Annotated in this window: 19 protein-coding genes and 1 pseudogene; 5 read left to right on the top strand and 15 right to left on the bottom strand. The window is 33.2% G+C overall.

Annotation, left to right across the window (positions count from 1 at the left end; all coding sequences use genetic code 11):
* Window positions 1–52 precede the first annotated feature (52 nt).
* A complete protein-coding gene (locus tag ABC382_RS16515; protein ID WP_009374035.1) occupies window positions 53–1,117 on the bottom strand; it encodes a flavin-containing monooxygenase in 1,065 nt (354 codons plus the stop codon).
* 399 nt (window positions 1,118–1,516) lie between these two features.
* On the opposite strand from ABC382_RS16515, the gene ABC382_RS16510 reads away from it, so the two are divergent.
* The 3 genes from ABC382_RS16510 to ABC382_RS16500 all read left to right on the top strand — a co-directional run bounded on the left by ABC382_RS16510 (window position 1,517) and on the right by ABC382_RS16500 (window position 4,979).
* A complete protein-coding gene (locus ABC382_RS16510; protein ID WP_009374036.1) occupies window positions 1,517–1,879 on the top strand; it encodes an ArsR/SmtB family transcription factor in 363 nt (120 codons plus the stop codon).
* Window positions 1,872–4,250, top strand: coding sequence for a heavy metal translocating P-type ATPase (locus tag ABC382_RS16505; RefSeq protein ID WP_009374038.1), 2,379 nt, complete (start codon window positions 1,872–1,874; stop codon window positions 4,248–4,250). The genes ABC382_RS16510 and ABC382_RS16505 overlap by 8 nt, the downstream gene beginning before the upstream one ends.
* 114 nt (window positions 4,251–4,364) lie before the next feature.
* Complete coding sequence (locus ABC382_RS16500; RefSeq protein ID WP_009374040.1) at window positions 4,365–4,979, top strand: methyltransferase family protein; 615 nt, start codon at window positions 4,365–4,367, stop codon at window positions 4,977–4,979.
* A gap of 75 nt (window positions 4,980–5,054) precedes the next feature.
* Here the strand turns inward: ABC382_RS16500 and ABC382_RS16495 are convergent, their stop codons facing one another.
* The 3 genes from ABC382_RS16495 to ABC382_RS16485 are packed head-to-tail and all read right to left on the bottom strand — an operon-like array spanning window position 5,055 to window position 7,293.
* The gene (locus ABC382_RS16495) at window positions 5,055–5,939 is read right to left on the bottom strand and encodes a cupredoxin domain-containing protein (protein ID WP_009374041.1); all 885 of its coding nucleotides are present in this window, start codon (window positions 5,937–5,939) and stop codon (window positions 5,055–5,057) included.
* A 14-nt stretch (window positions 5,940–5,953) separates the two neighbouring features.
* Window positions 5,954–6,706 carry an urease accessory protein UreH domain-containing protein gene (locus ABC382_RS16490; RefSeq protein ID WP_009374042.1) on the bottom strand — a complete coding sequence of 251 codons (753 nt, stop codon included), beginning with the start codon at window positions 6,704–6,706 and terminating at the stop codon, window positions 5,954–5,956.
* Between the two features lie 14 nt (window positions 6,707–6,720).
* Window positions 6,721–7,293 carry a DeoR family transcriptional regulator gene (locus ABC382_RS16485; protein ID WP_009374044.1) on the bottom strand — a complete coding sequence of 191 codons (573 nt, stop codon included), beginning with the start codon at window positions 7,291–7,293 and terminating at the stop codon, window positions 6,721–6,723.
* A 337-nt stretch (window positions 7,294–7,630) separates the two neighbouring features.
* On the opposite strand from ABC382_RS16485, the pseudogene ABC382_RS16480 reads away from it, so the two are divergent.
* A pseudogene (locus ABC382_RS16480) lies at window positions 7,631–7,744 on the top strand (cytochrome c biogenesis protein CcdA); the annotation flags it as partial.
* A 96-nt stretch (window positions 7,745–7,840) separates the two neighbouring features.
* On the opposite strand, the gene ABC382_RS16475 reads toward ABC382_RS16480, so the two are convergent.
* The 9 genes from ABC382_RS16475 to ABC382_RS16435 form a co-directional block, all read right to left on the bottom strand.
* Complete coding sequence (locus tag ABC382_RS16475; protein WP_036079778.1) at window positions 7,841–9,682, bottom strand: TnsD family Tn7-like transposition protein; 1,842 nt, start codon at window positions 9,680–9,682, stop codon at window positions 7,841–7,843.
* Between the two features lie 19 nt (window positions 9,683–9,701).
* Window positions 9,702–11,330 (bottom strand): ATP-binding protein, encoded by a 1,629-nt coding sequence (locus tag ABC382_RS16470; RefSeq protein ID WP_036079781.1) that lies wholly within the window; start codon window positions 11,328–11,330, stop codon window positions 9,702–9,704.
* Window positions 11,327–13,477, bottom strand: coding sequence for a Mu transposase C-terminal domain-containing protein (locus ABC382_RS16465; RefSeq protein WP_412926975.1), 2,151 nt, complete (start codon window positions 13,475–13,477; stop codon window positions 11,327–11,329). The genes ABC382_RS16470 and ABC382_RS16465 overlap by 4 nt, the downstream gene beginning before the upstream one ends.
* Window positions 13,458–14,291 (bottom strand): heteromeric transposase endonuclease subunit TnsA, encoded by an 834-nt coding sequence (locus tag ABC382_RS16460; RefSeq protein WP_009374053.1) that lies wholly within the window; start codon window positions 14,289–14,291, stop codon window positions 13,458–13,460. Before ABC382_RS16460 ends, ABC382_RS16465 begins: the two co-directional genes overlap by 20 nt.
* Window positions 14,292–14,971: 680 nt before the next feature.
* Window positions 14,972–16,507, bottom strand: coding sequence for a multicopper oxidase family protein (locus ABC382_RS16455; protein WP_009374058.1), 1,536 nt, complete (start codon window positions 16,505–16,507; stop codon window positions 14,972–14,974).
* A 124-nt stretch (window positions 16,508–16,631) separates the two neighbouring features.
* Complete coding sequence (locus ABC382_RS16450; protein ID WP_009374061.1) at window positions 16,632–17,171, bottom strand: TVP38/TMEM64 family protein; 540 nt, start codon at window positions 17,169–17,171, stop codon at window positions 16,632–16,634.
* Window positions 17,172–17,221: 50 nt separating this feature from the next.
* Window positions 17,222–18,151: a C39 family peptidase gene (locus ABC382_RS16445; protein WP_009374070.1), complete on the bottom strand. Its 930-nt coding sequence runs from the start codon at window positions 18,149–18,151 to the stop codon at window positions 17,222–17,224.
* 192 nt (window positions 18,152–18,343) lie between these two features.
* A complete protein-coding gene (locus ABC382_RS16440) occupies window positions 18,344–18,925 on the bottom strand; it encodes a YdhK family protein (RefSeq protein ID WP_009374071.1) in 582 nt (193 codons plus the stop codon).
* A 734-nt stretch (window positions 18,926–19,659) separates the two neighbouring features.
* The gene (locus tag ABC382_RS16435; protein ID WP_051145745.1) at window positions 19,660–20,586 is read right to left on the bottom strand and encodes a cupredoxin domain-containing protein; all 927 of its coding nucleotides are present in this window, start codon (window positions 20,584–20,586) and stop codon (window positions 19,660–19,662) included.
* 290 nt (window positions 20,587–20,876) lie between these two features.
* Here ABC382_RS16435 and ABC382_RS16430 point away from each other — a divergent pair, with 290 nt between their 5' ends.
* Entirely contained in the window at window positions 20,877–21,797 is a 921-nt protein-coding gene (locus ABC382_RS16430; protein ID WP_009374075.1) for a C40 family peptidase, read from the top strand.
* Between the two features lie 86 nt (window positions 21,798–21,883).
* On the opposite strand, the gene ABC382_RS16425 is transcribed toward ABC382_RS16430, so the two are convergent.
* Entirely contained in the window at window positions 21,884–22,501 is a 618-nt protein-coding gene (locus ABC382_RS16425; RefSeq protein ID WP_009374077.1) for an NAD(P)/FAD-dependent oxidoreductase, read from the bottom strand.
* Between the two features lie 167 nt (window positions 22,502–22,668).
* The gene (locus ABC382_RS16420; protein ID WP_009374078.1) at window positions 22,669–25,089 is read right to left on the bottom strand and encodes a heavy metal translocating P-type ATPase; all 2,421 of its coding nucleotides are present in this window, start codon (window positions 25,087–25,089) and stop codon (window positions 22,669–22,671) included.
* Window positions 25,090–25,141: the final 52 nt, after the last annotated feature.

Below are 25,141 nucleotides of genomic sequence, written 5' to 3'. Positions count from 1 at the left end.
GCAAAATACAACTAAAATATATTTAACTTTTTTTGAAGATGTTTTTCCTACTTCAAAAGTTTCTACTTTTCATGTGGTGAAGTAACTTTTTCACAACATACTCGGCATCTTCTCCCACACCTCTTAAAGTTGCAGATGCAAATGATCGTTGTCCTTCTAGTCCCACAAAATATAATCCAGGGATACTGCTAATACCTGCCTTTTGTAAAGGCATTCCTTCCCCATCTAATGCACCAAGTAATTTCATATAGGGTAAATGTGGTCTGTATCCTGTGGCATAGATAATGGTATCTACAGGCTCCCTTTCTCCGTCCGGCCAAATAACTCCATCTTCATAAAAAGAAGTAAACATTAAACGTTGTTCCGGACTCCCCTTACTAATTCGATCTTTATATCCTCCTATATCATTCACAGCATTTGATCTGGGTGCCGTTTTTCCAAAGCGCCAGAAAGGAAAGGTATCAAAACCAAATACCTTCAACCAATAGTGTATGTCCCGTCCAAGTAGACGTTGTTTTACAAATTTTATTGGCTGTCGTACTGAAAGAGTAGTTTGGCTAACCTTAGACAATTCAACAGCAATTTGCACAGCCGAATTACCTCCTCCGATTACGATTACCCTTTGGTTGTGATATGGCTGTGGATTTCGATATTCTGAAGAGTGAAGTGTTTTCCCTTGAAAGACTTCTCTTCCTTGAATGTTAGGAATAAAAGGATTATTAAATGAGCCTGTAGCATTTATGATTGTTCTAACTTGAAATTTATCGCCTGTGACAGTTCGAACAATAAAACCTATGTTATTTTTCTCAATCATATCTACTCTCTGATTAATTAAAACAGGTAATTGGAACTTTTTTTTATAATCTTGTAAGTATCGAATAACTTCATCCCTTTTCGGATAGAGATTCTGGTTTCCAGGAAACTTCATGCCGGGCATAGAGGAAAACCCTGCTGGAGAAAACAATTTAAGACTGTCATAATAATTTGGCCAAGAACCCCCGATCTGATTACTTTCTTCTAATATTAAAAATCGTAGACCTTTTTTCAGTAAATGATAGCCTGCTGCAAGTCCAGCCTGCCCTCCCCCAATAACGATTGTATCAAGAATCCCTTTCATTTTTTATCCCCCTTCATTATTTGCATTTTGCAAATATAAATTCATTAAAAATAATAGCTGTAATTAATAAAACTAAGTAAAACACAAAAATATTCTATCCTTAATAAATATATATAGCAATTTTATTTGCAATTTGCAACTATTATTCAAACTAATAATTATTATATTCAATAGCTAACCTCTAATTTAATGATCTACATTTCTTTTTCCATACATATCCAAAAAAATTAACTTTTTTCAAGCTTAGGCTTTTGCATATACTTTTCTGGTCAAAAATAATAAATTGCATTAAATAAATAAAACATTCAAATAACTGTTTGACTATTTGAATGTTTAAGTTTATTATAAAAACAATCAAATAATCGTTTGAACGTTTGAATGATAACTGGAGGAAAATATATGAAAGAAATATGTGAAATCACCTGTATTCATGAGGATAAAGTAAACTATGTTCAAGACAAGTTAAAAGAAAAAAAATCAATGGATGTTGCTAAAGTTTTTAAAGCACTTTCGGATGATACACGTGTAAAAATTGCCTATGCGCTAACACTAGAAGATGAATTATGTGTTTGCGATATCGCTAATATTATTGGGTCAACAACAGCAACTGCGTCGCACCATTTGCGTTTACTACGAAATTTAGGATTAGCTGAATATCGTAAAGAAGGGAAATTGGTTTATTACGCTATTCATGACCCATATTTTAAGAATTTAATCAGTGTTGCATTTGAAGAACATAAAGAAGGTGAAATTAATGACTGAGGAAAAACAGGTATTCCGCGTGAACGGTTTCTCTTGTGCCAACTGTGCAAGTAAATTTGAACGTAATGTAAAAGAAATACCTGGTGTTCAAGATGCAAAGGTGAACTTTGGGGCATCTAAAATATCAGTTACAGGCGATGCGACCGTGGAGGAGTTAGAAAAGGCTGGAGCTTTCGAAAACTTAAAAGTAACGCCAGAAAAACAAAAACGTGTTACTCCACCCCAAACAGATACTACCTATAGAATTGAAGGCTTCTCGTGTGCAAACTGTGCAGGTAAATTTGAACGTAATGTAAAAGAGCTTCCAGGGGTTCAAGATGCAAAAGTAAACTTCGGTGCTTCTAAAATTTCCGTAACTGGCGAAACAACTATTGCGGAACTTGAAAAAGCTGGAGCTTTTGAAAATTTAAAAGTATCAATGGATACACCTTCATACAGATCTAAAGCTCCATCTTCTGACAATAGTGAGGGGCAAGTTGAAAAGAAAGTACCATTTTACAAAAAACATAGCACACTTTTATACGCAAGCTTATTTATCGTATTCGGTTATCTATCTCAATACGTAAACGGTGAAGAAAATCTTATTACCTCCCTATTATTTATAGCTTCAATTGTAATCGGTGGTTTCAATCTATTCAAAGTTGGTTTCAAAAATTTAACTCGCTTTGATTTTGACATGAAAACATTAATGACGGTAGCTGTCATTGGTGCTGCATTTATAGGAGAATGGGCAGAAGCATCCATAGTTGTTATCCTATTCGCTATTAGTGAAGCTTTAGAGCGTTATTCAATGGATAAAGCACGTCAATCAATTCGCTCATTAATGGATATTGCACCAAAAGAAGCTTTAATTCGTCGAAATGGTCAAGAAATCATGGTACACGTAGATGATATAGAGATTGGCGATATTATGATTGTTATACCTGGGCAAAAAATTGCAATGGATGGCATCGTGGTTAGCGGTCTTTCTGCAGTCAACCAAGCAGCTATTACAGGGGAATCAGTACCAGTTTCAAAAACAGTAGATGATGAGGTATTCGCTGGAACACTAAATGAAGAGGGTTTATTAGAAGTTAAAATTACAAAATACGTTGAAGATACAACGATTTCAAAAATTATACATCTAGTTGAAGAAGCTCAAGGTGAACGCGCTCCTTCACAAGCATTTGTTGATAAATTTGCGAAATATTATACACCAATTATCATGGTCATTGCAGGGCTTGTAGTAATTGTTCCCCCACTGTTCTTCGATGGTAGTTGGGAAACTTGGGTTTATCAAGGTTTATCAGTACTTGTAGTTGGATGTCCATGTGCGCTTGTTATTTCAACACCAATTTCAATTGTTTCAGCTATAGGTAATGCTGCTAAAAAAGGGGTTTTAATTAAAGGTGGCATTTATTTAGAGGAAATGGGTTCGCTTAAGGCAATTGCTTTTGATAAAACAGGTACGCTTACAAAAGGTGTTCCAGTGGTTACAAACTTTGATGTAATGAATACCCAAAAAGATTCAAAAAAGATTCTAGCCATAATTACGGCTTTAGAATATCGATCTCAGCACCCTTTAGCTTCTGCGATTATTAAAAGAGCCGAAGAAGAAAATGTTTCATTCAAAAATATCAACGTTGATGCTTTCGCAGCCATTACTGGCAAAGGAATAAAAGGTGAAGTAGATGGTACTTTGTATTACATCGGTAGCCCAAAATTGTTCCAAGAGTTAAATGTACCTATTCCAGAGAATTTAGAAGGAAACATCCTTAAGTTACAAAATGAAGGCAAAACTGCCATGATATTAGGAACTGAAAAAGAGATTCAAGCAATCATTGCCGTAGCTGATGAGGTACGTGAATCTAGCCAAGAAATTATTGAGAAATTGCATAACATGGGTGTTAAGAAAACAATCATGTTAACTGGTGATAATAAAGGGACTGCGAATGCAATTGGTCATCATGTAGGGGTTTCTGAAATTCAAGCTGAATTAATGCCTGAAGACAAACTTTCCTATATAAAACAACTTCGAAAAGACTATGGCAATGTTGCGATGGTCGGTGATGGTGTCAACGATGCTCCTGCTTTAGCAGCTTCTACAGTCGGTATCGCCATGGGTGGTGCTGGTACAGACACTGCATTAGAGACTGCAGATGTTGCTTTAATGGCAGATGATCTACGGAAATTACCGTTTACAATAAAGCTAAGTCGTAAGGCCTTAAATATTATCAAGGCAAATATAGCATTTGCCATTTTAATTAAACTAGCTGCATTACTATTAGTTATTCCAGGTTGGCTAACACTTTGGATTGCCATTGTCTCAGATATGGGAGCAACATTGTTAGTAGCATTAAACAGCTTACGTTTAATGCGTGTTAAAGAATGAATTAACGCACTTTATTCAATAGATGGGCTTTTTATATGAAAGTCCATCTTTTTATTTCTAGTACTTTACTTTCTTAAAATAGCACTTAATTCATTATAGAAAGAAGAGATAAAAATGGAACTGGTAAATGTTTTTTCATTGATTCTGTTTGCTTTGTTTTTATTTTCCTATTCATTAAAGCTAGTTATTCTAAATAAGAAATCAGGGATAAAAGCAAATGTGTTAGGAAAAGGAAATAAGGGGACATCCGTCGATTCTTCCGAAATGTTTGTTAAAATTTCAACTTTCGTATGGGGAATTGCATGGCTTTTAGAGTCAATATTTGATAATTCGATTGATAATATTTTACCTAAACTATTCACCAATGAGGTTATGCATTACTTTGGATTAATGACAATTACCATTGGTTTACTGTTTTTTATTTTATCAATGATAACAATGAAAACCTCTTGGAGAGTTGGTATAGATAAAGAAACAAAAACCTCGCTAATCACCAATGGTTTATACAAATATAGTCGAAATCCTGCATTTGTTGGATTCAATTTAATGTTTATAGGTCTATTTTTGACATTCCCTAACTTAGTTACATTAATTATTTGTTTACTAAATATAGTTTCAATTCATAACCTTATTCTTCAAGAAGAAAAACACTTAGAGAATATGCTTAAAGTAGAATATCTCTCGTATAAGAATAAAACCCCACGATACTTATTTTTTAAATCTACATAAGTAAAGAAATTTTAAAGGTGAAACTAAAACAAAGCACAGACTCTTAATGGCTGTGCTTTGTTTCGTTGTTATCCATTATTCAACTATTATCTTTCCAAAATACATATTCATTCCACAATGAAACGTATATATACCCGGTTTTTCTGGTGTGAATTCGACCAAGTTATCACCTTTATCAAGATCTTTTTCTATTTGGAAATCCTCTATTATTAAGTATGATAAGCATCCACCTGAAAAACTCTTTTGAAAATGAAGTTGAACTGGGATTCCAGCTTTTACTTTTACATTCTCAGGTGTATATCCAAATGGCTCTACCATTATGACGGCTTCCTGATAACCGTCTTTTTGCTCTGCTTTTACTTCATTTATTTTTGTAGAAGAATCGTCTGAAACCGGAGTTGTATCACCCAAAAGATCTCTGAAGTAATGAGAAATGGGTTTAAAGAATACAACAGAAACAACTAATAATACGGCAATTACACAAAAAATAACTTTACTCCATTTATTTTTATTTGATATTACCGTTATTGTATCTGTTCCCTTAACTTCTTGTCTAATTAATTTCAATATAAGAATCATGACAATGATAAAAATTGCATCCACAAATATCATCATAACGACAGGATCTTGAGAAAAAACCATTACCCCCAACATTGCACCCATCATGCCGCCCATGATACCTGCTAATAGTCCATCTAATGAAGCCAATAAACTAAAGGGACGCCCAATAACATATCCAATTATCATGCCAAAAAGTACTGAGGAGATTACTGGGACAGTCATTTTCCCTACTAATATTACTCCTAATATGGTTCCTACTACTATGCTAGCCATCATAGAAACAGCCATTGCAATCATCATAGCAGTCATTTCTGATAAGAACGATTTGGCACGATAGGTAGAAAAAATGACGTAACCGGTTAACAAAAAAATAATACTAAAACTAAATATATATATCATAAACAAATTCCCTTCTATCCTATCCAAGCATTTAAAGTTTCGAATAATCCTGACAATATAAAGAAGATTGCAGAAATATTCCTTGATACATTATGGAATGAATACAAAGTCTTCTTCATTGGATTTAATAACCGTTCACTAATAGTCAGTAGTATCACATATAAAATGAGTGGCATTGCTGTTCCAATTGCAAAAAAAATGGGACCTATCAAATTAAATTCTCCATTTCCTGTCGGCAATAACAAGACAAAAAATAACCAAAACAACGTAGGACAGAATAAAAAACCCATAGCCAACCCAAAAGAAAGAGATGTATTTTTCAATTTCAATCCTTTTTGGACTTTTTGGAAGATACGTTGTGATGCAGAGGAATGTACTGAAATATTTCCAAGGAGAGCTAATCCAATTAGAATAAGAGTAAGGCCAAATAATTTACGGAAAAACATTGTTCCAATGAAAGGAATATCAGCAACTGTACTACCGATGAATACAGACATTATGCCTAACAATATGTACACTAAAGATTTGCCTGTAATATAACTCCCTACATTCAACCACCTTTTATTTTTTTCAGTCTCATATGTAATCAAAGCAACAGCAGTAGAATTAGATGTAAGTTGACATGGTGCAGTTGCCCCAACCAACCCTAATAAGAAAGCCTTCATTCCCCATACATCTAGTTTTAGTGCTAATGTATAAATTGGTTCTGCTACTAAATTGGCTAACTGACTTAACCACACATGTATCTGAAGAAGTACCTCATTCATTTAAATTCCCCTCTTCAACTGTTCTTACAGGACAATTTAAGGTGTTGAGGAAATGATTTCATTATTTCGGAAAATGTAAGGACTTTACCTCCGAATCCTTTTACAAAGTTCTCTGCATATTCTTTAGTCTCAAATACCAACACTTGTGGGTAACAACAACGAATATGGACAGTAGTGTCTAAAACAAACCAAGCTAGATGAGCGCTAATCGTTGTCCCTGTTAAAAAATCGGTACAAATTGCTTGTGCTACCTCATCACCTAACTGTCGATGCCGCAGTATTCCACAATGGCTGCAACAAGCATTTTCACGTTCTCCATTTAAAAGAATTATCCTGTAAACCAATCGATCATCACACTTACGATGACAATACACACACTCGTCTTCCTCAACACGATGTATAGATTGATCCCTTATAAGTGTAATCCCACCATATGTCTTCATAATAAGCCCTTCTTCAATCAGAGGTTTTATATCTCGATGTATTGTCATCTCTGATACCTCAAGTGTTTGACTTAATTCTGAGATTTTCAAATTGTGTCTATATAGAATCATGTCACGTATAAGTTGTTGTCTCTCTGAAAGCATAGTTTCCTCCTGAATGTTATAACTTAACAAGATATAACATCATTTTATTACAGCAATTAGAATAATCAATATAAACCTCGGGATATTTTGTTACATAGTTATGTCAATTATCTATAAAATCTTCTGTAGATGCTCCCCCCACATGAATATGAGAGGTTGCATAGTATGTATTGAACTAAAAAACAGAAGCACAGTAGTTTCAATTACTGTGCTTCTGTTGCTAAATAGAAGAATAAATATTGCTTTGATTACAAACTTGTTCACTGTTCAAGTTCTTCTAGTCAATATGATTTGCACAGCATGCAACGTCTTTTTCCAGACAAAAAGTCATCTCATTATGAGCATTGGTGGATGGTTAATGATAGTAATGGGTGTGCTACTCTATTTTGACATGATGACAAAAATTATTGCTTGGTTTACTCCCTTCTTTGGTGGATTCACAGGATTTTAATTTTTCGATTTCAAAGATGAACAACACCATTATGACTACAACAAAAAAAGCCGTGTTTTCAGCTATGAACACGGCTTTTTGGTATCATTCTTTATATCAGAATTTTTGCTTCGCACTTATTATCTGCCTTTTTATTTCTATCTCTAACCCAGAATAAAATCTTTCACTGATTCCTGCTTTTCGCATTATTTTCCAAACTTCAAGTTCTTCATCTTTTAATTGATCTATAGCCCAACTAATACGCCTCTTTTGAAAATTGGTCGTATTTTCTTTAACACTCTCAATATACTTCATCGTATTGGGCAGTTTATTTACTCTTTTTTCTAACAACGATTTATTATTAATCATTTTACCTATACTGCTTACGGTTATTCTAACTGGTTTTTCTTTAGCACTTATATCTTCCACTGCTTTTTTTACCATGCCCAAGATGTGAAGGTCTCTCTGTACCCAATCAACTCTTTTATTAGTAACCCTATTTACTTTAACAACTGGGGAATGTTCCTTTAACCATTCCTTATCATTTCTATAAATTCGCATATAAAGTGATGGGTCTTTTTTTCTAAGTTCTGTTCTTGATAATATGGGGTATTGGTTAATTAAATCAAGCCATTTTTGCTTCAAATCACTTTTAATATGATTTTCCTTGTTCATAGGCTTACTATTTCTTTGCTTAGAATACTTAATAATTGTTTTGGTGTCGACTTTTAATATTTTTGAGCATGCTTTATAACTCAACTGTTCTATTTCAACCAATTGATGGAGTTTGCTCAACCAAGTATCACCTAACATCTTAATACGCCCTATATTTGTTTTATCCTCTTCTGTTTTATCTGGCCCCTTACGAGAATAAACAAAGCCACAGGCACAGGAGAAGGTTCCTACCGGCCTTTTAGTATCATAGCAACGAGTAACCTTTAAATTAGTTATTACAGGCTGTAGAAAGTGTTCTGCCGCAGGATTCAAACATAGATATGGCTCTTCACCAAATGGACTATATCGTTTATTTGCATACTGTTCAATTGTATCAACCGATTCACCTAAAAAATAAATGAACAGTAAATGCCGTACAGGATGAAAAGACTTTCGATGTTTTCTTGTTATTGCCCTTAACCAACACTGTCCTTCTACACCACTTGGAAATGATTGCATCAATATTAAAAAATCGACCTTAAACTTCTTAATAAAGTCTTCTTCTAATCGCCTTTGGTCGATTGTGCCGTTTGATTTTACATACCCTTCGCGATCCAATAGGTAATGATAAATCTCTAATAAATTTAACTGATCAAATTTATAATCCTTTTGATTTAAGTTGCTACTTTCTACAGCAAAATGACGTAGCAAATCAAAGTTTACTTTTGAAACATCACTTTTATTGCCCTTCTCTAAACTGTTTTCAATGTTTGAATAAAAATACGAAGAGTTTCCTTGCCTAATTAAGATTGAACTGTCTACAAGCAAGACAGAATGCTTTAAACAAATAAATACACTTGGTAATTGGTGATATGTCCGCCAATATGTTTCTCCATTCACTTGAATATCTTCTTCAAAGCAGTTAGGACAATAGCGAAAATACATAGGCTCTTTTACTGTCCCAGCCATTTGACCTGTTGAATAATGCAAGGAAGTATTGCCACAGCCATATAACATTTTATTTCGAACACTCTGTTTTATTTCTTTTGAAGTAAAATTTGTATAGTAGTTATACAATGTATGATAATTTATCCATTCATCAATACTCGAATTTAAAAAAGGATTTACTTTTTCTAATAATATCTCTAAATCAGTAGGTAAATCAGGAATAATATATGCTTTCTTTTTTCCAAACAAATCTAAAGTTGAATGTTTATTACTTAAATTCCCTGAACGTTTATGGTATCTAGCCAACACACTATATAATAGTTCATCTTTATAAATTGAAGGAAAAAATGCTAACATCTATTTTATTTACACACCCTTACATTATTAAGTCATCTAAAGGATTTTTAATATATCCTTCTTCACATAATGCCTCATAAGCAGAGCGTTTATTCTTCTTTCCTATATCAACTATTGATTGAAGTTTATTTACTGAAATATTGCCTTTCGCTTCATTTTTCTTTTCTTTCTTTCCCTCAATGTATTGGAGTGATAGAGTCATTAGTTGTGGAATTGTTGACTCAGGTGAATTTTTCAGTGCATATTTAGCAGCGTTTTCAGCAATTTTTTCTGAAACATCTAAATTAATTAAGGATAGGATTAATTTTTCTAGTATTGGAAGTTCTTTATTTGTACGATCTTGTGCCATCTTTTCTTTTTTCGCCTGAACCCTGGCCTTAAGGTCTAATACTGGCAATCTATTTAGAATATAATCTTCAATATCCATTGGAACAATATCTTCGTATTTTGCAATGTCGCTTTGATTTCCGGATTTAAGAGCCTCCAACATAGGTTGAAGAAGTTTCAAATCTTCTTTCACTACCTTTTGTATAAGTTTAGGGGTTATTTTTTCAAGGCCAGAATTGATTGCCCTCGCTTGTGCGAGTAAATACAACTTAACAGCAACATCCACAATTCCTTGGCTCTCTTCGTAAATCGTGTTTAATAATTCTTCTGTCAGTTCCGTATATTCATTCGTCCACTGATAATCCCACATACTTGTGATTAATACTTCCCAATCATCATCTTGTTTCATTTGCTGCCATACCATGTCGCCTTGGCCACTGCTTCTACGTGCTTGTCTGAAATCCTTTTGTAATAATGCCTTGGCTTTCATGGTTCCAATAAACATTACTGGTACTCCTATTTCATTCACTAGCGTTACAAAAAAATTCATCATCATTTCTGATGCAGCACCTGATGCAGATAACGAGTGCTGAACCTCATCAATGATTAGAGCGCCTATTGAGTGTAAACGAGCGACTTGCCCCATACGAGTTACCATTGAACTAACTGAATTTGATGGCTTACCATACTTTTCAAAATAATTAGTACCTGTCAACGAATCAACTTTTTTGAAAAAGTCCATACAAAGAGTTTTTAATGATCCATCATGTGGACAATCCAATTTTAACCATACAATTTGAATCAAATTGATTGGATTTTGATGCAATATTACTTGCGGATAAAGAGATAGTACCCTTTCTATCGCAGATGTTTTACCTATTCCTGGATATCCCATTAAAGTGAAACTTGAAGCAGAAGAACGTATATCTGGCGGTAATCCAATTTCCTCTTTATTAACAAGCTTGTTGTGTAAATCAAGTAATGCTTGAACATGTTTTTTATGTAATGGATTTCGATTAACATATCCATACCTAATGAAACCTGAAAAACGCTGTTCTAGATTTAAGGTTTGATTTATAGGCTGATAAAATCTTGATAATCTTAGTAAAGCATGGTAACGATGATGACTTGATAAATTTCTTTCACTATTATGAAACATAGGTATAAAGCTAAGTTGATCAAACGCTTCTTCTTTAGAGAGTATCGGAGGTAACGCTTCAATAAGGGGATTCCCTTTATAATCAATTATTTCTTGTTCACGATACTCTGCCAATAGAACTTCAATACCACTCTCTAATTCAATTGTCTTCCCATTTTTCATTCCTTCTTCTTCCTTCTTTGCTTTTTAAATAATTCCATTATCGTAGATGTTTCAGTTTTTTCATCTTTCTGCTCAGAAGGTGCAAAAGAAATAATGTTTTTATCATTATCAATCTCAGTTACACCTATTTGAAATGCCTCATACTCTCTTCGTAAACTTTTTTCAACTTCCCGATTTTCTCTAATATTTTTTATTTTTTCCGTTTTAGTGATTTTATTATTTTCATCTTGATTTGGTGTCTTAATTGCCTCATCCACTATTCCTTCAATTTTAGAATAAAAATTAATTTCTTCTTGTAACAAACTATGACTTTCAATTTTATATGTGTTTTGTTCAATCATTAATAATTGTTCAATTTCTTCAAGTACTTTATTTTTGTATCTCTCCTGATGATCTAAAAGGAAGCAACTTTCAAAAAGTGATTTATCATTAATGTGCAGATAAATAATGTCCATGTTTCGAGGATTGTATGAAATATCAACTGTCCAACTTTTCTTTGTTCTAGCTTGTACAAACCAAGATTCCTTTATAGCTGTTTCACAGCTAAATAACCTATTTTTAAACTTTATTCCCTTTGAGGTTACTGTAGCTGTATCTCGTGGCAATAAGTAAAACTTTATAGTATTAGGATGTTCCTTCCTTAGCTTACCTGCTCTATTTTTAATGCCCCAATTCCAGAGTTTAAGAGGAGTCGGTTTTACATTTTCCCGTATCATCTGCTCATCTCTTAGATAATCCTTCATATAGTGATTTTTGTTATAAAATAAAACAAAATTGATTAGAATTTTTGTATATTGATCTATAGTTAACTTAGCTTCTAAACGATAATCACTAGCCCCACGTTCCCTAAAATCACTCTGTATGTAACCTGGTAAGAACGGCTTTATTTTACTTTGTGAAGTATCGAACAATTTTTCCACAATTCCCTTCCAATCTGGTCGAAAAGCAGGATTATTCTCCACTACCAAATCCAACCCTTCAATTAAACTATTCACGTTATATCCCTCCAACTCACCTCTATCCCCTAGAATAATTTCAGGAAGATGCGCAGATGGCCACATTTCATTTGAAATTTCTATACCATATCTACTGCAATATTCCTTTTTATCTGATGCTGCATTTGCTATTGCCATCATCATTCCTGCCCAAGAAGGACCTTCAAATCCGATATACATTCCTGTAATCATATGTGTATATACGTCCACCACAAAATATATAATTGGTTTACCTACAATATAATCAGAATTAAAACTAGATACCAGATACACATTACCAATAGTCGCATCTATTTGATATCGTGATCCTGGCCCCATGACTTCATAAGTTGAAGATCCTAATATTGCTCGATGATCTCGTTCAAATTTTTTCTCACCTTCTCGACTTACTATTTTTTGTTCAATACCAAATTCTTTGTTGTGCCAATATCTAAATTGTCTTAATGAAGGAATTTTATTTTCATCCTGTATTACTATATATTTTGTTCCGTTTTCGTAACGAACTTCATCTGCATAGAACTCCTTTATCATCATTTTATATGCGAATGACAATGAGTTTCTCTTGCTTGTAAAATAGTACCTTTTAATCGATTTACGAAATATTTCCCTTGTTTCATCGGTTACATTTATTCCTACACTGTTAGTGGTTCTAGGTTTTCCCCTTTTCAAAGTACCACTTTTTTTATTTCTTCCCTTACCTCCAGAGTTACTATAATCCGGAAGCAAACTATTCATAGTTTTTCCTCTCTGCCAGTACTTTCTCAAATATTTATAAGCAGTCATTTTTGTACATACTTTATTATTTACAAGTTCATTTATTAGCTGCCCACGTTCTTTTTTCTTATAAATTGAAGGTTCATCATTCACTAAGTTTTTGATAATTGCCCACGCTGTGTCTCTCTTTTGTTTCATTCCCTCAGGTAAATTAATGTGGTTAATTAGTATGTTTGTGTGATCAGATTCGAATTTGGAGTATGAATTTTCTATAAATCCTTGATGTATATCTTTAACTTTTAAAAGGAATGGTAAGGCATTGGAATCTTCTATATCAATTGCATATGTAACGATGTTACTTTCATCAATCCAAAGTAGACGATATACTTTATTACACGTCAAGTCTTTAATTAATTCATTAACTGATATTGTAATCAATGTTATCCTCCTTAGAAACATTCATAATAATTTGATCTAAAGTTAGATTGCTTGGGTTAATTTTCTTACTCATATCAATCGAAATATATTTTCGAGCTATAAAATGTTTTATATAACTTAAAGATGAGCCTGTTTCTAAGTTATAATCCTCATCAAATTTATTACAAACTACTAATAAACTCTCTTCGCTATCTTTTTTTAAAATCAATAAATGCAATAATAAAGTAGAATAGCTTATATCTTCTTCTGCTAAATAATAAGATTTATGTATCCATAGAATATTGTTTGCTAGTTGTTTAGGAATTTCCTTTTCAGTTATGACCCCCCAACTTATTCCTTGTATCTCCCAATACTCTCGTTCAATTTCAAACTTTTCAATTACTCGTTTATCTTCAAGTTGTTCACTTGGTTTTACAGTTCTAGCGATATATTTTCTTTCAGAGTTTTTTACTACTGTTATAAAGAAATCTGTTGTCATATCTATCGGTATACCTGAACTATTATCTTTAGAGTGCTTAATTCCTTTCTCTTCAGCTATACGAATAGTTGTTTCAACATTTAAAGGAAACTGTTCTCTTATGTCTACCACTGTATCTTCCCAATCTAATAAGAGAAAAAAGTCTCTTTCCAAGTTAGACAACAATTCATGCTGTCTCTTCGCGGTCCACCCTATTAATCGAGAAGCATTTCCTTGTGACGATATATCTTGTATTTTAATCCAAGGTATATAATTTGATAGTTCCCCTTGACCTCGTCCTTCTTTAATATAGTCATTTCTTTTTTTCTCAGACCAACCGTATTTCCTTTTAGACATGTAAAGCACCGCCTCGTCGACATAATTATGGTTCAAAAAAATAATTTCTAAAATTATTATAACTTTTTGACTTACTTGTAGTTTAATTTATTCCATTTTATAAAAGTATTTATATTACAATCGTTTACACATAAAAAACGTCCTTTAAAGAGTGGACGTTTGCTAATTTTAGTAAGAAAAATACTATACTTTCTTCGATTCACATTATGTTTTTAACAGCCCTTGATTATATACAATCCACTTCTCCAATTCTCTTTCTACCGCTCGATTTTGCCATTCAAACCAAATCCCAATACACTCACTACAATGACTGTCAACACCGATTTTATTATGCAAATCCTTACATGTAAAAATGGTCTTTTTACGACACTTATAACAGTAGATTTCAATCTCTTTATAAAATTCCATAAATATTACCTTTCATTTTATTTATATTCATTTCCATTAAAGGGACAAAAAATACATAAAATCATTAAGGTATTCTTTTGTATTAACTAAATAAAAATGTTGTTAAGTTGTTAAAAATTTCAATTGAAATTTTAGAAAAAAGATTGAGTATTTCTATAGGGTAGGTTATTTAATATGAACCACGACCAATAACCCTAGATATAAGAGTTATGTAATAGAAACCAATAAAAAAACCTCCATGGTATTTGGAGGTTTTAATAATCTATTTATATTTAATTTACTTCAACTTGCCCCATCATACCATTTTCTTCATGTTCAAGGACATGGCAGTGGAACATGTATATGCCCTTATTATTAAACTTCACTGCTAATTTAACTGTTTGACCAGCTTCAATTGAGACAGTATCCTTCCACCCTTTTAAATTTAAAGGAGGTTCTTGACCATCAATCGACACGATTTTAAATTGAGTGCCATGTATGTGGAAAGGATGTGTCATACCACCCATCATATCAGGTTTATTATAAATTTCCCAAATTTCAGTCTCACCCTGCTTTTGAGTGAAATCAATGCGATTCATATCAAACTGGTTTCCATTTATAGAAACCATTGTCCCCATACCAAATAGTTCAAGCTTCTTAGAAACTGGTAAATTTTTCTCTTCTTCAGTAACACTAAAATCATTTAATTTTTCTGAAATTTTACTTGTACTTGTAGTCTTTTGTTCAATTTTAAATGGTAAAAGGGTAGTACCTTCATCATTTATTAATGCTATATCAGTCTTGTCATCCATTTTTGAAAAGTCCACTATTACCTCTGCTCGCTCACCTGGTGTTAAGGTAATTTCTTTCATATCAGTTGGTTGATTTAAGAAACCACCATCAGTAGCAATTTGTTGGAATGTATCTCCGGTATTCAATTTAAAAGTATAATTACGAGCATTAGAACCGTTTAATAAACGAAGTCTTACTTTTTCTTTACCAACTGTAAGTTTAGGATTCAACGTACCATTAATTAATAAAGTATCTCCAATTGTACCATCTTCATTAAGGACTGCTTGATAATTTAATTGCTTTTCTTCAGTAAATTGTCTATCTTGGAATACTAATGGAAAATCATTCACACCATATTCATTTGGTACATTGATTTCTTGTGAGTTTTCATCATCTATATAAATTAAACCAGCTAAACCTTTATATACTTGCTCTGCTGTAGCACCTTCTGGATGTGGATGGAACCACAGCGTAGATGCTCCCTGATTAACTGTAAAATTTACATCTTCTGTTACACCTGGCTCTAGGACTTGATGTGGGCCGCCATCACCATTTCCAGGGATTTCTAATCCATGCCAGTGAAATGTTGTTGGTTCAGATAAATCATTTTTAGTTCTAAACGTTACCGTTTGATCTTTATTAATACGAATGATTGGCCCTAAAAAGGAACCATTATATCCATATGTCTCTGTTTTAGTTCCCTTAAAGATTTCTGTTGTTCCTTGTTGAGCAGTAATATCAACAATTCCATTTTTAGGTTCAATAATAGGTGGGAGCGCAAGCTCATTTTCCCCATTTGAATTATTTAATGCTAATGGATTGTTATGACTCGCATGACCATTTTCCATGCTACTATCTTTATTATCCATACCCTCCATGTTTTTCATTTCTTCATCACTCATATTGGAATGGTCCATACCAGACATATTAGAATGGTCCATATTTGAATTATTATTAGATTCCGAATTACCCGCACTACATCCTCCAATTATAATAGCGCCTACTAATAATGAAGTAATCAAAAGTTTAGATTTCATTATGTTTCCTCCTTTTATTCTTTACATAGGCACTATAACAAATAAATATGGAGAATTTATGGATTTGAAATTAAATGAGACAAATATTAACCACTCTATCTAAGAAAACTTTGAATAACTTTTTTTATTTCTTAACTTTCCAAATCAAAATGATAATTGAAATTAATAAGATACTTATTACAATTTTCCATATTAAATTTACTTGCATAAAACCATATACTGCACCTGCTTCAAAGATTAAAGCTGGTATTTTTCCAATCGTACTAGCAAGCGTAAATGTGCCTAAAGACACCTTAGAAAATGCACTAGTAAAAGTCACAAGACCTGATGACATAAAAGGTAAAATCCTTAAACTGACAATTATCCAAAATGCATCAGAACCTTCCAACTCCTTTAATTTTAAAAGTTTAGGGTGCAATACGAACGGTCTTTTCCATTTATTGATTCCTTTTCTATATAAAATAAAGCTAATAACTGCACCAATTGATTCACCGATAATAGAAATCAGCAAACCGTTGAATACTCCAAAAAACACAAGGTTAGTGGCTGTAACAAAAACACTTGGTAGTACACCTATAATACTAACCAAAGTATTTATCATTAAACTAACCAAAATTGCAAATAATCCAGATTGTTCTAGTAAATGAAGTAATTTTTCTTCCATGATTAAACGCTATCTTTTTTAACCTATTACTTGCATATAATGAACTATTGTTAATAAACAACAACTGCCTGTTCGCCTAATGCTTCATAACTATTAAAAAATGCTCCCTTATCCAATGTTATAATTCCCTTACGTGGATCCATTACTTCCACAGTAGTATCTCCCACAGATAATAGTACCATTGTATGTAAATTTTGATACATTTGATGGTATTCACCTGTTTCTTCAATAATCCATCCCCCTTTAACCTTTGGTGGTGAGAGGTCCAATGTTACCCATGTAATAACTGGTATTCCCTGTCTAATATAATTTGTTATTTCTTTTATTGTTCTTCCACTAATATTTTTTGCTTGTAAATCTAACTTTCTCTCTGTGATAAAATTATTAGCTGCTTTGACAATTGGTTCGGCAAAAACATATGTACCCGTTTCTAGATTACTTGGCTCGCCGCCATATGCTTGATTAGGATTTGGCCCATACTTTTTTTTCATTTTGTATTCAAAAGATTGTTTAGGTAAATAATTTTGATCCATTTCTAATTTAGATGTTTCTGCACCATAGTAATTAAGTACTGCTGTAAGAGTAGTTATTTCACACCCATTTGGTAGTTCAGGATTTTGTAGAATTACAGGTACTCCAAATCCTTTATTATGATTTACTGCATATGTTTGAACCAATATGGATTGTGTAGATGACGTATACGTAAATTTTTTTTCTGTTAAATACATCCCTGTTGTAAAATTGTCTGGACTCCCTACTTTTACTGTATAAGTTTCATTTGGTTGTAAATTATAAAATTCTGCCTCACCTTTATCCAAACTAATTGTTGAATCTATTTCTTTCCCTTCTTCATCGAGTAATTCCACATATAGATCATTAAGTGGATCTCCACTAAAATATTCAACTGTTAAAACTGCTATTTTATTTGAATTGATATTTTCGTTTGTACAACCCTTTAAAAAAACTACTAATACTCCCAAAGTGAAGATAATTCCTCTCTTTCTAATTTCCCACGCCTCCTCAGTTATTGTTATATTATTAAAAATGAATATAACGAATAATTATGGAGAAATTATGGATTAAAATTAAAGGATATTATAGAATTTCTAAAACTAAAAAAGATGTCCAATTTGTCAAAATTGACTCGTCGAACATCTTTAAGTATTTAATTTTTATGGAGAAGATAATTCACTTTCCGTTAGCCATTTATGATTTTTTATTTTTTCACCATTAGTAGAAGTGTAGTCAACCACATACACAGTAGTTTCTTCTGCGGAATCAATTTTTGCAGTTACCCCTTCCATACCCTCCATATGATTAGCATTTATAATAACCTGTGTTCCTGGTTCAAATGGCTCTGAACCAGCACCTTCTATTTCTTCTTGAATGACCCACTTATGATTTGTTACTCGATTTCCACCATTTGTAGGAGCGTAAGATATAGTATAGACTATTGTATCGTATGCCCCTACAATTGTTGCTTCAGCTCCATCCATGCCTTTCATGTGATCTGCATGAATTATTGCTTTTGTCCCAACTCCAAACTTAGGATTTTCAGCTTCTTTTAAACCTTCAGGAAGTTCATTTGAACTAGGATTCATTTCAGAATGGTCCATACCTTCCATATCTTTCTCGGCCATTTCATTTGTCTGCATTTCTTGTTGACTTTCTTTCTTATTTGTATTTCCTGTACATGCAGAAAGCATTAATGCAGCAACTATAGTAACAAGACTCATTATAATTTTTTTCTCCATCATAGTCCTCCTACTCGCAGGCTTGAATTTTTGTATTCCCAATCATCATAAATTTACTTTAGGGATATTTCATACGAGTTTTTCTTTATTTAGAATCACCAAGAAAATTTAATATATACATTTTAAAGATACCTTCCTTATTCATTTTTAAAACCTGGATTGTCAAAAATGTTGAAACAGCAAAAGGGGTAAGGAGCTTTTTTTAAATTAATTCATATAATGAGATTAACCAATTTTTTAAGGAGTAGATAACCATTGATAACGAAGCTTTTAAAACATTTTCTGATTCTCAATTATTAATTGAATCTATTGAAAAACTAGGTGATGAATTATTTGCATTAACTGTGGAAATTGCATTGAATGTCTTAAAGACTGTAAGTAGTGAAGATGGCCAATTTACAAGCGATTTTTCTTCGCCATCAAGTTACTTGCAACAACAGATAGATTATTTGATTTCTGAATTAAAAATGGTAAACGAAATTATACAAAGTAATGAAAACGAAGCAAAATAATATTTGTGATTGTATCCATATGCTTCAAAATTAATACCCTACTTTTATTTGAGACTAAACATTTTTTATTTCACCGTCATCTTATTTATCAAAAAATAGAGCTTATCTAAATATATAGATATACCTTATGCCCTGTTAATAATAACTGGGCATTTTCAAATAAGTATCATTGTATTTAATTTGACAACTCCATTTGTATATCAATTACAAAATCAAAGCTAATTACTTAATTATAAACTTGCCAACCATACCAAGCTCCTTATGTCCTGGAATAGTACAAACAAATTGATATTCTCCTGTATTAATGGGAGTAAAACTCATTTTTTCTGTATTTTTAGGCCCAACATGGAGATGAATCATATTCTCCTCCTTTTTGTGATGTACATGATTATTACTACTAATAGTATTTGATGTTGGTATTGTAACTTCAATATCATGTTCTATATTATCTTTATTAATTAATTCTAATGAAACCGGTTGATTCTTCTCCAAAATTACTTCAGAGGGCGAATACTTCATATTTTCTGTTTCTATAGAAATAATCTTAATCTCTTTCTTTTCTAATTTATTTTGAGCGTTCGAGTGTAGATTATGATCCACTAAAGAAGAGTCTTTAATAAAGTTTATTTGTTTTTCGGCAAAAGGAATGCCCCCAAAAAAGTAGAAGAGTATAAAAACCGAAAAGAAGAAGGGTGTTAAAAAGCCCATTTGACTTTGGAATGTTTTTTGACTTTTACTTGGAAGTAGCGCAAATAAAAAAATAGTGAAAATTGATAGCAACAGAAAAATTCTTATTAATACAATGGATTGCCCGCCATCCACCATTTCACCTAACATTGCCCCCATCATACCAGCCATTAAACCTGCCATTAAACCTTCTAACATAGGTAATAATCCAAAGTTGCAACCACTTAAAAAGCCAATGCTTGCACCGAGAATAATTGAAATAATCGTTGAGTAAAACAAGTTCCCTTGAAAGGTAACTCCAAAAAGTATTCCTAATGTTAGCCCTACATTCATACTAAAAAACATTGAAATAGTCATACCTTGCATAGGCTTAATAGTCTTTTTCATAATTCTTGAAACCATTATGACAATTAACAATAAAAACATTAGTGATACTAAGACAAACATTTGATAAAATCCCACATATCCATCCTTTAACAATTTAATTAGCCTGTCTAAAATACACACCGTATACCTTATATAGGTATGCTCGAAAGAGAGTATTTATTTTATTATTACTTGATTTAAGTTTTATTTATCTTCAAGTAACATCACCTAGTTATTATTGCAGTGAGATTACACCGAGTATATTAAGTCACCAATTTTAATATTCTGCACAAATCAGTAATATAAATGAAAAATTTAGTATCTCTATTCCATGCTATTCTTACTTTAATCAAAAAAGCGATTGCTTTTCGAAAGGAGTAAGTTTAGTGAAAAAGAGATGGTTACTACCGGTTTTTGCGTCATTTGTAATTTTTTCAGGAATAGGTATGAATGATGCTGAAGCAGCATCAGTTACTGATTTGACGAGTACAGCGAAAGATTATATAGGAGCTCCTTATAAATATGGTGGGAATGATATTAATACAGGTGTAGATTGTTCAGCATATACAAAGTTTATATTTTCTAAGTTAGGTATTTCTTTAGAGCGCACATCTAAAGACCAATATCAGCAAGGTACTTCTGTTTCTAAAGATAGTTTAAAAGCAGGTGACCTCGTATTTTTTAATACTTCAGGCAACGGCATATCTCACGTTGGAATATACATAGAGAATGGTAATTTTATATCAGCTACTCCAAGTTCGGGTGTTAGAATTGATAAATTAAACGATCCTTACTATTGGGGTTCTCGTTATATAGGTGCAAAACGTATTGCAAACTTTACTACAAATGAAATAGCTCAAGCAGAAGTTAAAGGTGAAGAGATAGACTTTTCCATTTATGCCTCACGTGGAGCAGTAGCCATACAGCTTGCTAAAGCTTTAGCATTAGATACAAGTGATACAAACTCAAGTTTCCCTGATGTTAAATCATCTTCTGAACAAGCTGGAGCTATAGTAGCACTAAAAAAACTTGGAATTTTTAATGGAGATAGTAATGGTAAATTTAACCCAAATTCACCGATTACTCGCGGTCAATTAGCAAAGGTTTTAGTTGAAGCATTTGATTTAGAACAACAAGGAGAACCAAAGAATTTTACAGATGTAACGAGTACTCATTGGGCCAAAAATTTTATAGCAGTTCTTTCATCAAATAAGATTACGCAAGGTAAAGGTGATGGCACATTTGGCGTAAACGACAAAGTAACATTAAATCAATTAAATATCTTTATAGAACGATTAACTCGATAAATTTTGTTCGAGGACTTAAATTAAAAATGGCGGCTCATTTATTCAGAGCCGCCATTATAACCTTCCCAGAACTTCTTAGAGTAAAACTAATTTATTAACTCTTCTTTTCCTATCCGTTTTAAAAATTTGAAAAACGTTTCTCGTTTTTTTCCATTCTGTGAATATACATTTATAATCTTTTCTATTTTATCGTACAATTCATCTGGTGTTAGATTCTCTTGCAACAAAGATCCCACCTCTGCATCTTTCCCTTTTGCTTTTCCTCCAACATATAAATTGTAATGGTCTTTAATTTTCATAATCCCTATATCACTTAACATTGGTTCACCGCAACCAACAGGGCAACCTGTGTATGCAACTTTAAGAGTGAATGGTACAGCTTTTCCTGCTATACGATTATTTATTTCTTTTGCTACTGGCATCCCCTCTTCTTCTTCTCCTTTGCAAAAATTACATGTTCTCAAACTCTTTACAAAGTTGCCAACTGGATAACAAGATAAATTAACACGGTTGAATTCTTCAATTATTTCTTCTTTTTTATTTTCCGGAATTTCTAGATAGAGTTGTTGGAAGGTTGTTAACTCAAGCTGTGCGTCGTCTTCCATATATTTGGTGATCGTTAAAAGTTGTTTAGAATTTAGTTTTGCCCCAAATTCTATTCCCCCATTAACGGCAATTTTAATTTTTTTATCTTCATTACTCATACCAATTTTCCTCCATACTTTCCCAAACAATTAATTTATTTTGCTCTTTACCTACCTAAGGATGGTTTATCTGATGAAAATAGTAAGTTAAATTATGTCAGTTAAACTATTGCGTATTTCTTTATAAGTAAACCCAATAGAGTAAAGTTTACAATTGAATTAAAGGGTTATTTATTATCTAATTTTACTCTTTGTAAGCGTAATGCATTTAAAACTACAGATACAGAACTAAATGCCATCGCCGCACCTGCTACCCATGGAGCAAGTAGACCTATTGCAGCAATAGGAATACCCAAAGTATTGTAGGCAAATGCCCAAAATAGGTTTTGCTTAATATTCCGCATTGTTTTTCGACTCATTAAAATAGCATCTGCAATACTATTTAAATCGCCACGAATTAACGTAATATCAGCAGCTTCCATGGCAACATCCGTTCCTGTACCAATGGCCATACCGATATTTGCTGTGGCCAATGCCGGAGCATCATTAATACCATCTCCCACCATCGCTACATTTTTCCCTTGTGCTTGTAGCTTTTTCACCTCGTCTGCTTTACCTTCAGGCAATACTTCAGCGATAACTTGATTCACGCCTACTTCTGTTCCTATCGCTTGAGCTGTACGTTCATTATCACCAGTCATCATAATGACTGTAATGCCCATATTCTGTAGTCGGTGGATTGCCTCTTTTGACGTATCTTTAACTGTATCAGCAACAGCTACTAAGCCTGCATACTGACCATTAATGGCAGCAAGCATTGCTGTTTTACCGTTTCGCTCTAACTGCTCCATTGTTGGTAAAATATTATCAATATTGATTCCGTATTGTTGCATTAATTTTCGTGTACCAATGACAACTCCTTGACCTGACACAGTTGCCTGCACACCATAACCTGGAATAGCCTCAAAAAATTGAACTTCTCCTAATGCTATGCCACGTTTTTCTATGCCCTGTACTATAGCTTCTGCTAACGGATGCTCTGACTGTTTTTCAGCAGCCCCAATTAATGATAAAAAACGAGCTTCCTCCTGCTCTGAATCTAAAAGAACGTCTGTAAGAACAGGCTTACCATGTGTTACTGTACCTGTTTTATCTACAACCACTGTATCAATACTTTGTGTTTGTTCTAAATGTTCTCCACCTTTAAATAAAATACCAAATTCAGCTGCACGACCTGAACCTGCCATTATGGAGGTTGGCGTTGCTAACCCAAGCGCACAAGGGCAAGCGATTACAAGTACTGCAATTAAGACCTCTAAAGCTGGTGTAAATTCTCCTGGGCGAACCCAAATGATCCAAACTAAAAATGTGACAATTGCAATGCCAACAACAATTGGTACAAAAACCCCCGAAATTTGATCTGCTAAGCGTTGAATTGGTGCTTTTGATCCTTGAGCATCCTCAACCACTTTAATGATTTGTGCTAACGCTGTGTCACGACCAACCTTTGTCGCTGTCATTTTAATAAATCCATTTTTATTAATCGTCGATCCAAATAATTGATCGCCTTGCTTTTTATCAACTGGTAAACTTTCACCTGTAAGCATTGATTCATCAACAGCTGTTGTTCCCTCTATTACCTCACCATCTACAGGTATCTTTTCACCTGGTTTCACTAGAATAACATCGCCAATGATAACTTCTTCTAAAGGAACCTCTTTTTCTACACCGTCACGTACAACAATAGCGGTTTTAGCTTGAAGTCCCATTAGTTTTTTTATGGCTTCAGATGAGCGTCCTTTTGCTTTGGCTTCAAATAATTTACCTAATAATATTAATGTAATTAATACAGCACTCGTTTCAAAATAAAGATTTGGACCATGATGCGACCCTATCGTCACAATCGCTTGATAAACACTATAGAAATAAGCTGCTGATGTCCCCATGACCACAAGTACGTCCATATTAGCACTACCATTACGTAAAGCTTTATATGCCCCTACATAGAATTGCTTACCAACAATAAATTGCACAGGAGTAGCCAATACCATTTGGATCCACGGATTCATTAGAAATTCTGGGACATATAAAAATGATGTAAAGGAAAAATGTCCAACCATCGTCCAAAGCAGCGGTAAAGAAAGAATAGCCGATAAAATAAATTTTCGTTGTTGCTGTTTAATGGCCTTTTCTCGATGGTCCACTGTTTCCTGTTCATCAGCCTTTTGATGAGCCCCATAGCCCAATTTCTCCACCTTCGCAATGATGTCTACGATTGACACTTCAGATGGATTAAACTCAATCATTGCTTTTTCCAGGGCTAAGTTAACATTGGCAGAAGAGATACCACTTAACTTATTTAACCCTTTTTCAATGCGAGTTGCACAAGCTGCACATGTCATACCTGTAATATCAAGTTCCGCCTTTTGTTTAACAACCCCATAACCAAGTGCTTCTATTTTTTTTTCGAAATCTTCTTCACTTAATTTTGCTGGATTGTACTTAATAGATGATTTTTCAAGCGCTAAATTAACAGTCGCTTGTTCCACACCATCCATTTTATTTAAACCTTTTTCTATACGAGTTGCACAAGCTGCACAGGTCATTCCTGTGATCTGAATGCTCGCTTCTTTTAATGTATTACTCATGATGCTGTTCACCTTCCTCATACCCAATAGGGGTATATATTTTTGAAAACAA

The organism is Lysinibacillus phoenicis, from assembly GCF_047238325.1.
In the GTDB taxonomy this organism is placed as follows: domain Bacteria; phylum Bacillota; class Bacilli; order Bacillales_A; family Planococcaceae; genus Lysinibacillus; species Lysinibacillus irui.
The sequence above is the reverse complement of the archived record's forward strand: the minus strand, read 5'-3'. Positions and strand labels throughout refer to the sequence as shown.

Bases quoted from the DNA above. Each gene is read 5' to 3' on its own strand.
- ABC382_RS16515 (WP_009374035.1), bottom strand. From the start codon at position 1,117: ATGAAAGGGATTCTTGATACAATCGTTATTGGGGGAGGGCAGGCTGGA.
- ABC382_RS16510 (WP_009374036.1), top strand. From the start codon at position 1,517: ATGAAAGAAATATGTGAAATCACCTGTATTCATGAGGATAAAGTAAAC.
- ABC382_RS16505 (WP_009374038.1), top strand. From the start codon at position 1,872: ATGACTGAGGAAAAACAGGTATTCCGCGTGAACGGTTTCTCTTGTGCC.
- ABC382_RS16500 (WP_009374040.1), top strand. From the start codon at position 4,365: ATGGAACTGGTAAATGTTTTTTCATTGATTCTGTTTGCTTTGTTTTTA.
- ABC382_RS16495 (WP_009374041.1), bottom strand. From the start codon at position 5,939: ATGATATATATATTTAGTTTTAGTATTATTTTTTTGTTAACCGGTTAC.
- ABC382_RS16490 (WP_009374042.1), bottom strand. From the start codon at position 6,706: ATGAATGAGGTACTTCTTCAGATACATGTGTGGTTAAGTCAGTTAGCC.
- ABC382_RS16485 (WP_009374044.1), bottom strand. From the start codon at position 7,293: ATGCTTTCAGAGAGACAACAACTTATACGTGACATGATTCTATATAGA.
- ABC382_RS16475 (WP_036079778.1), bottom strand. From the start codon at position 9,682: ATGTTAGCATTTTTTCCTTCAATTTATAAAGATGAACTATTATATAGT.
- ABC382_RS16470 (WP_036079781.1), bottom strand. From the start codon at position 11,330: ATGAAAAATGGGAAGACAATTGAATTAGAGAGTGGTATTGAAGTTCTA.
- ABC382_RS16460 (WP_009374053.1), bottom strand. From the start codon at position 14,291: ATGTCTAAAAGGAAATACGGTTGGTCTGAGAAAAAAAGAAATGACTAT.
- ABC382_RS16455 (WP_009374058.1), bottom strand. From the start codon at position 16,507: ATGAAATCTAAACTTTTGATTACTTCATTATTAGTAGGCGCTATTATA.
- ABC382_RS16450 (WP_009374061.1), bottom strand. From the start codon at position 17,171: ATGGAAGAAAAATTACTTCATTTACTAGAACAATCTGGATTATTTGCA.
- ABC382_RS16440 (WP_009374071.1), bottom strand. From the start codon at position 18,925: ATGGAGAAAAAAATTATAATGAGTCTTGTTACTATAGTTGCTGCATTA.
- ABC382_RS16425 (WP_009374077.1), bottom strand. From the start codon at position 22,501: ATGAGTAATGAAGATAAAAAAATTAAAATTGCCGTTAATGGGGGAATA.
- ABC382_RS16420 (WP_009374078.1), bottom strand. From the start codon at position 25,089: ATGAGTAATACATTAAAAGAAGCGAGCATTCAGATCACAGGAATGACC.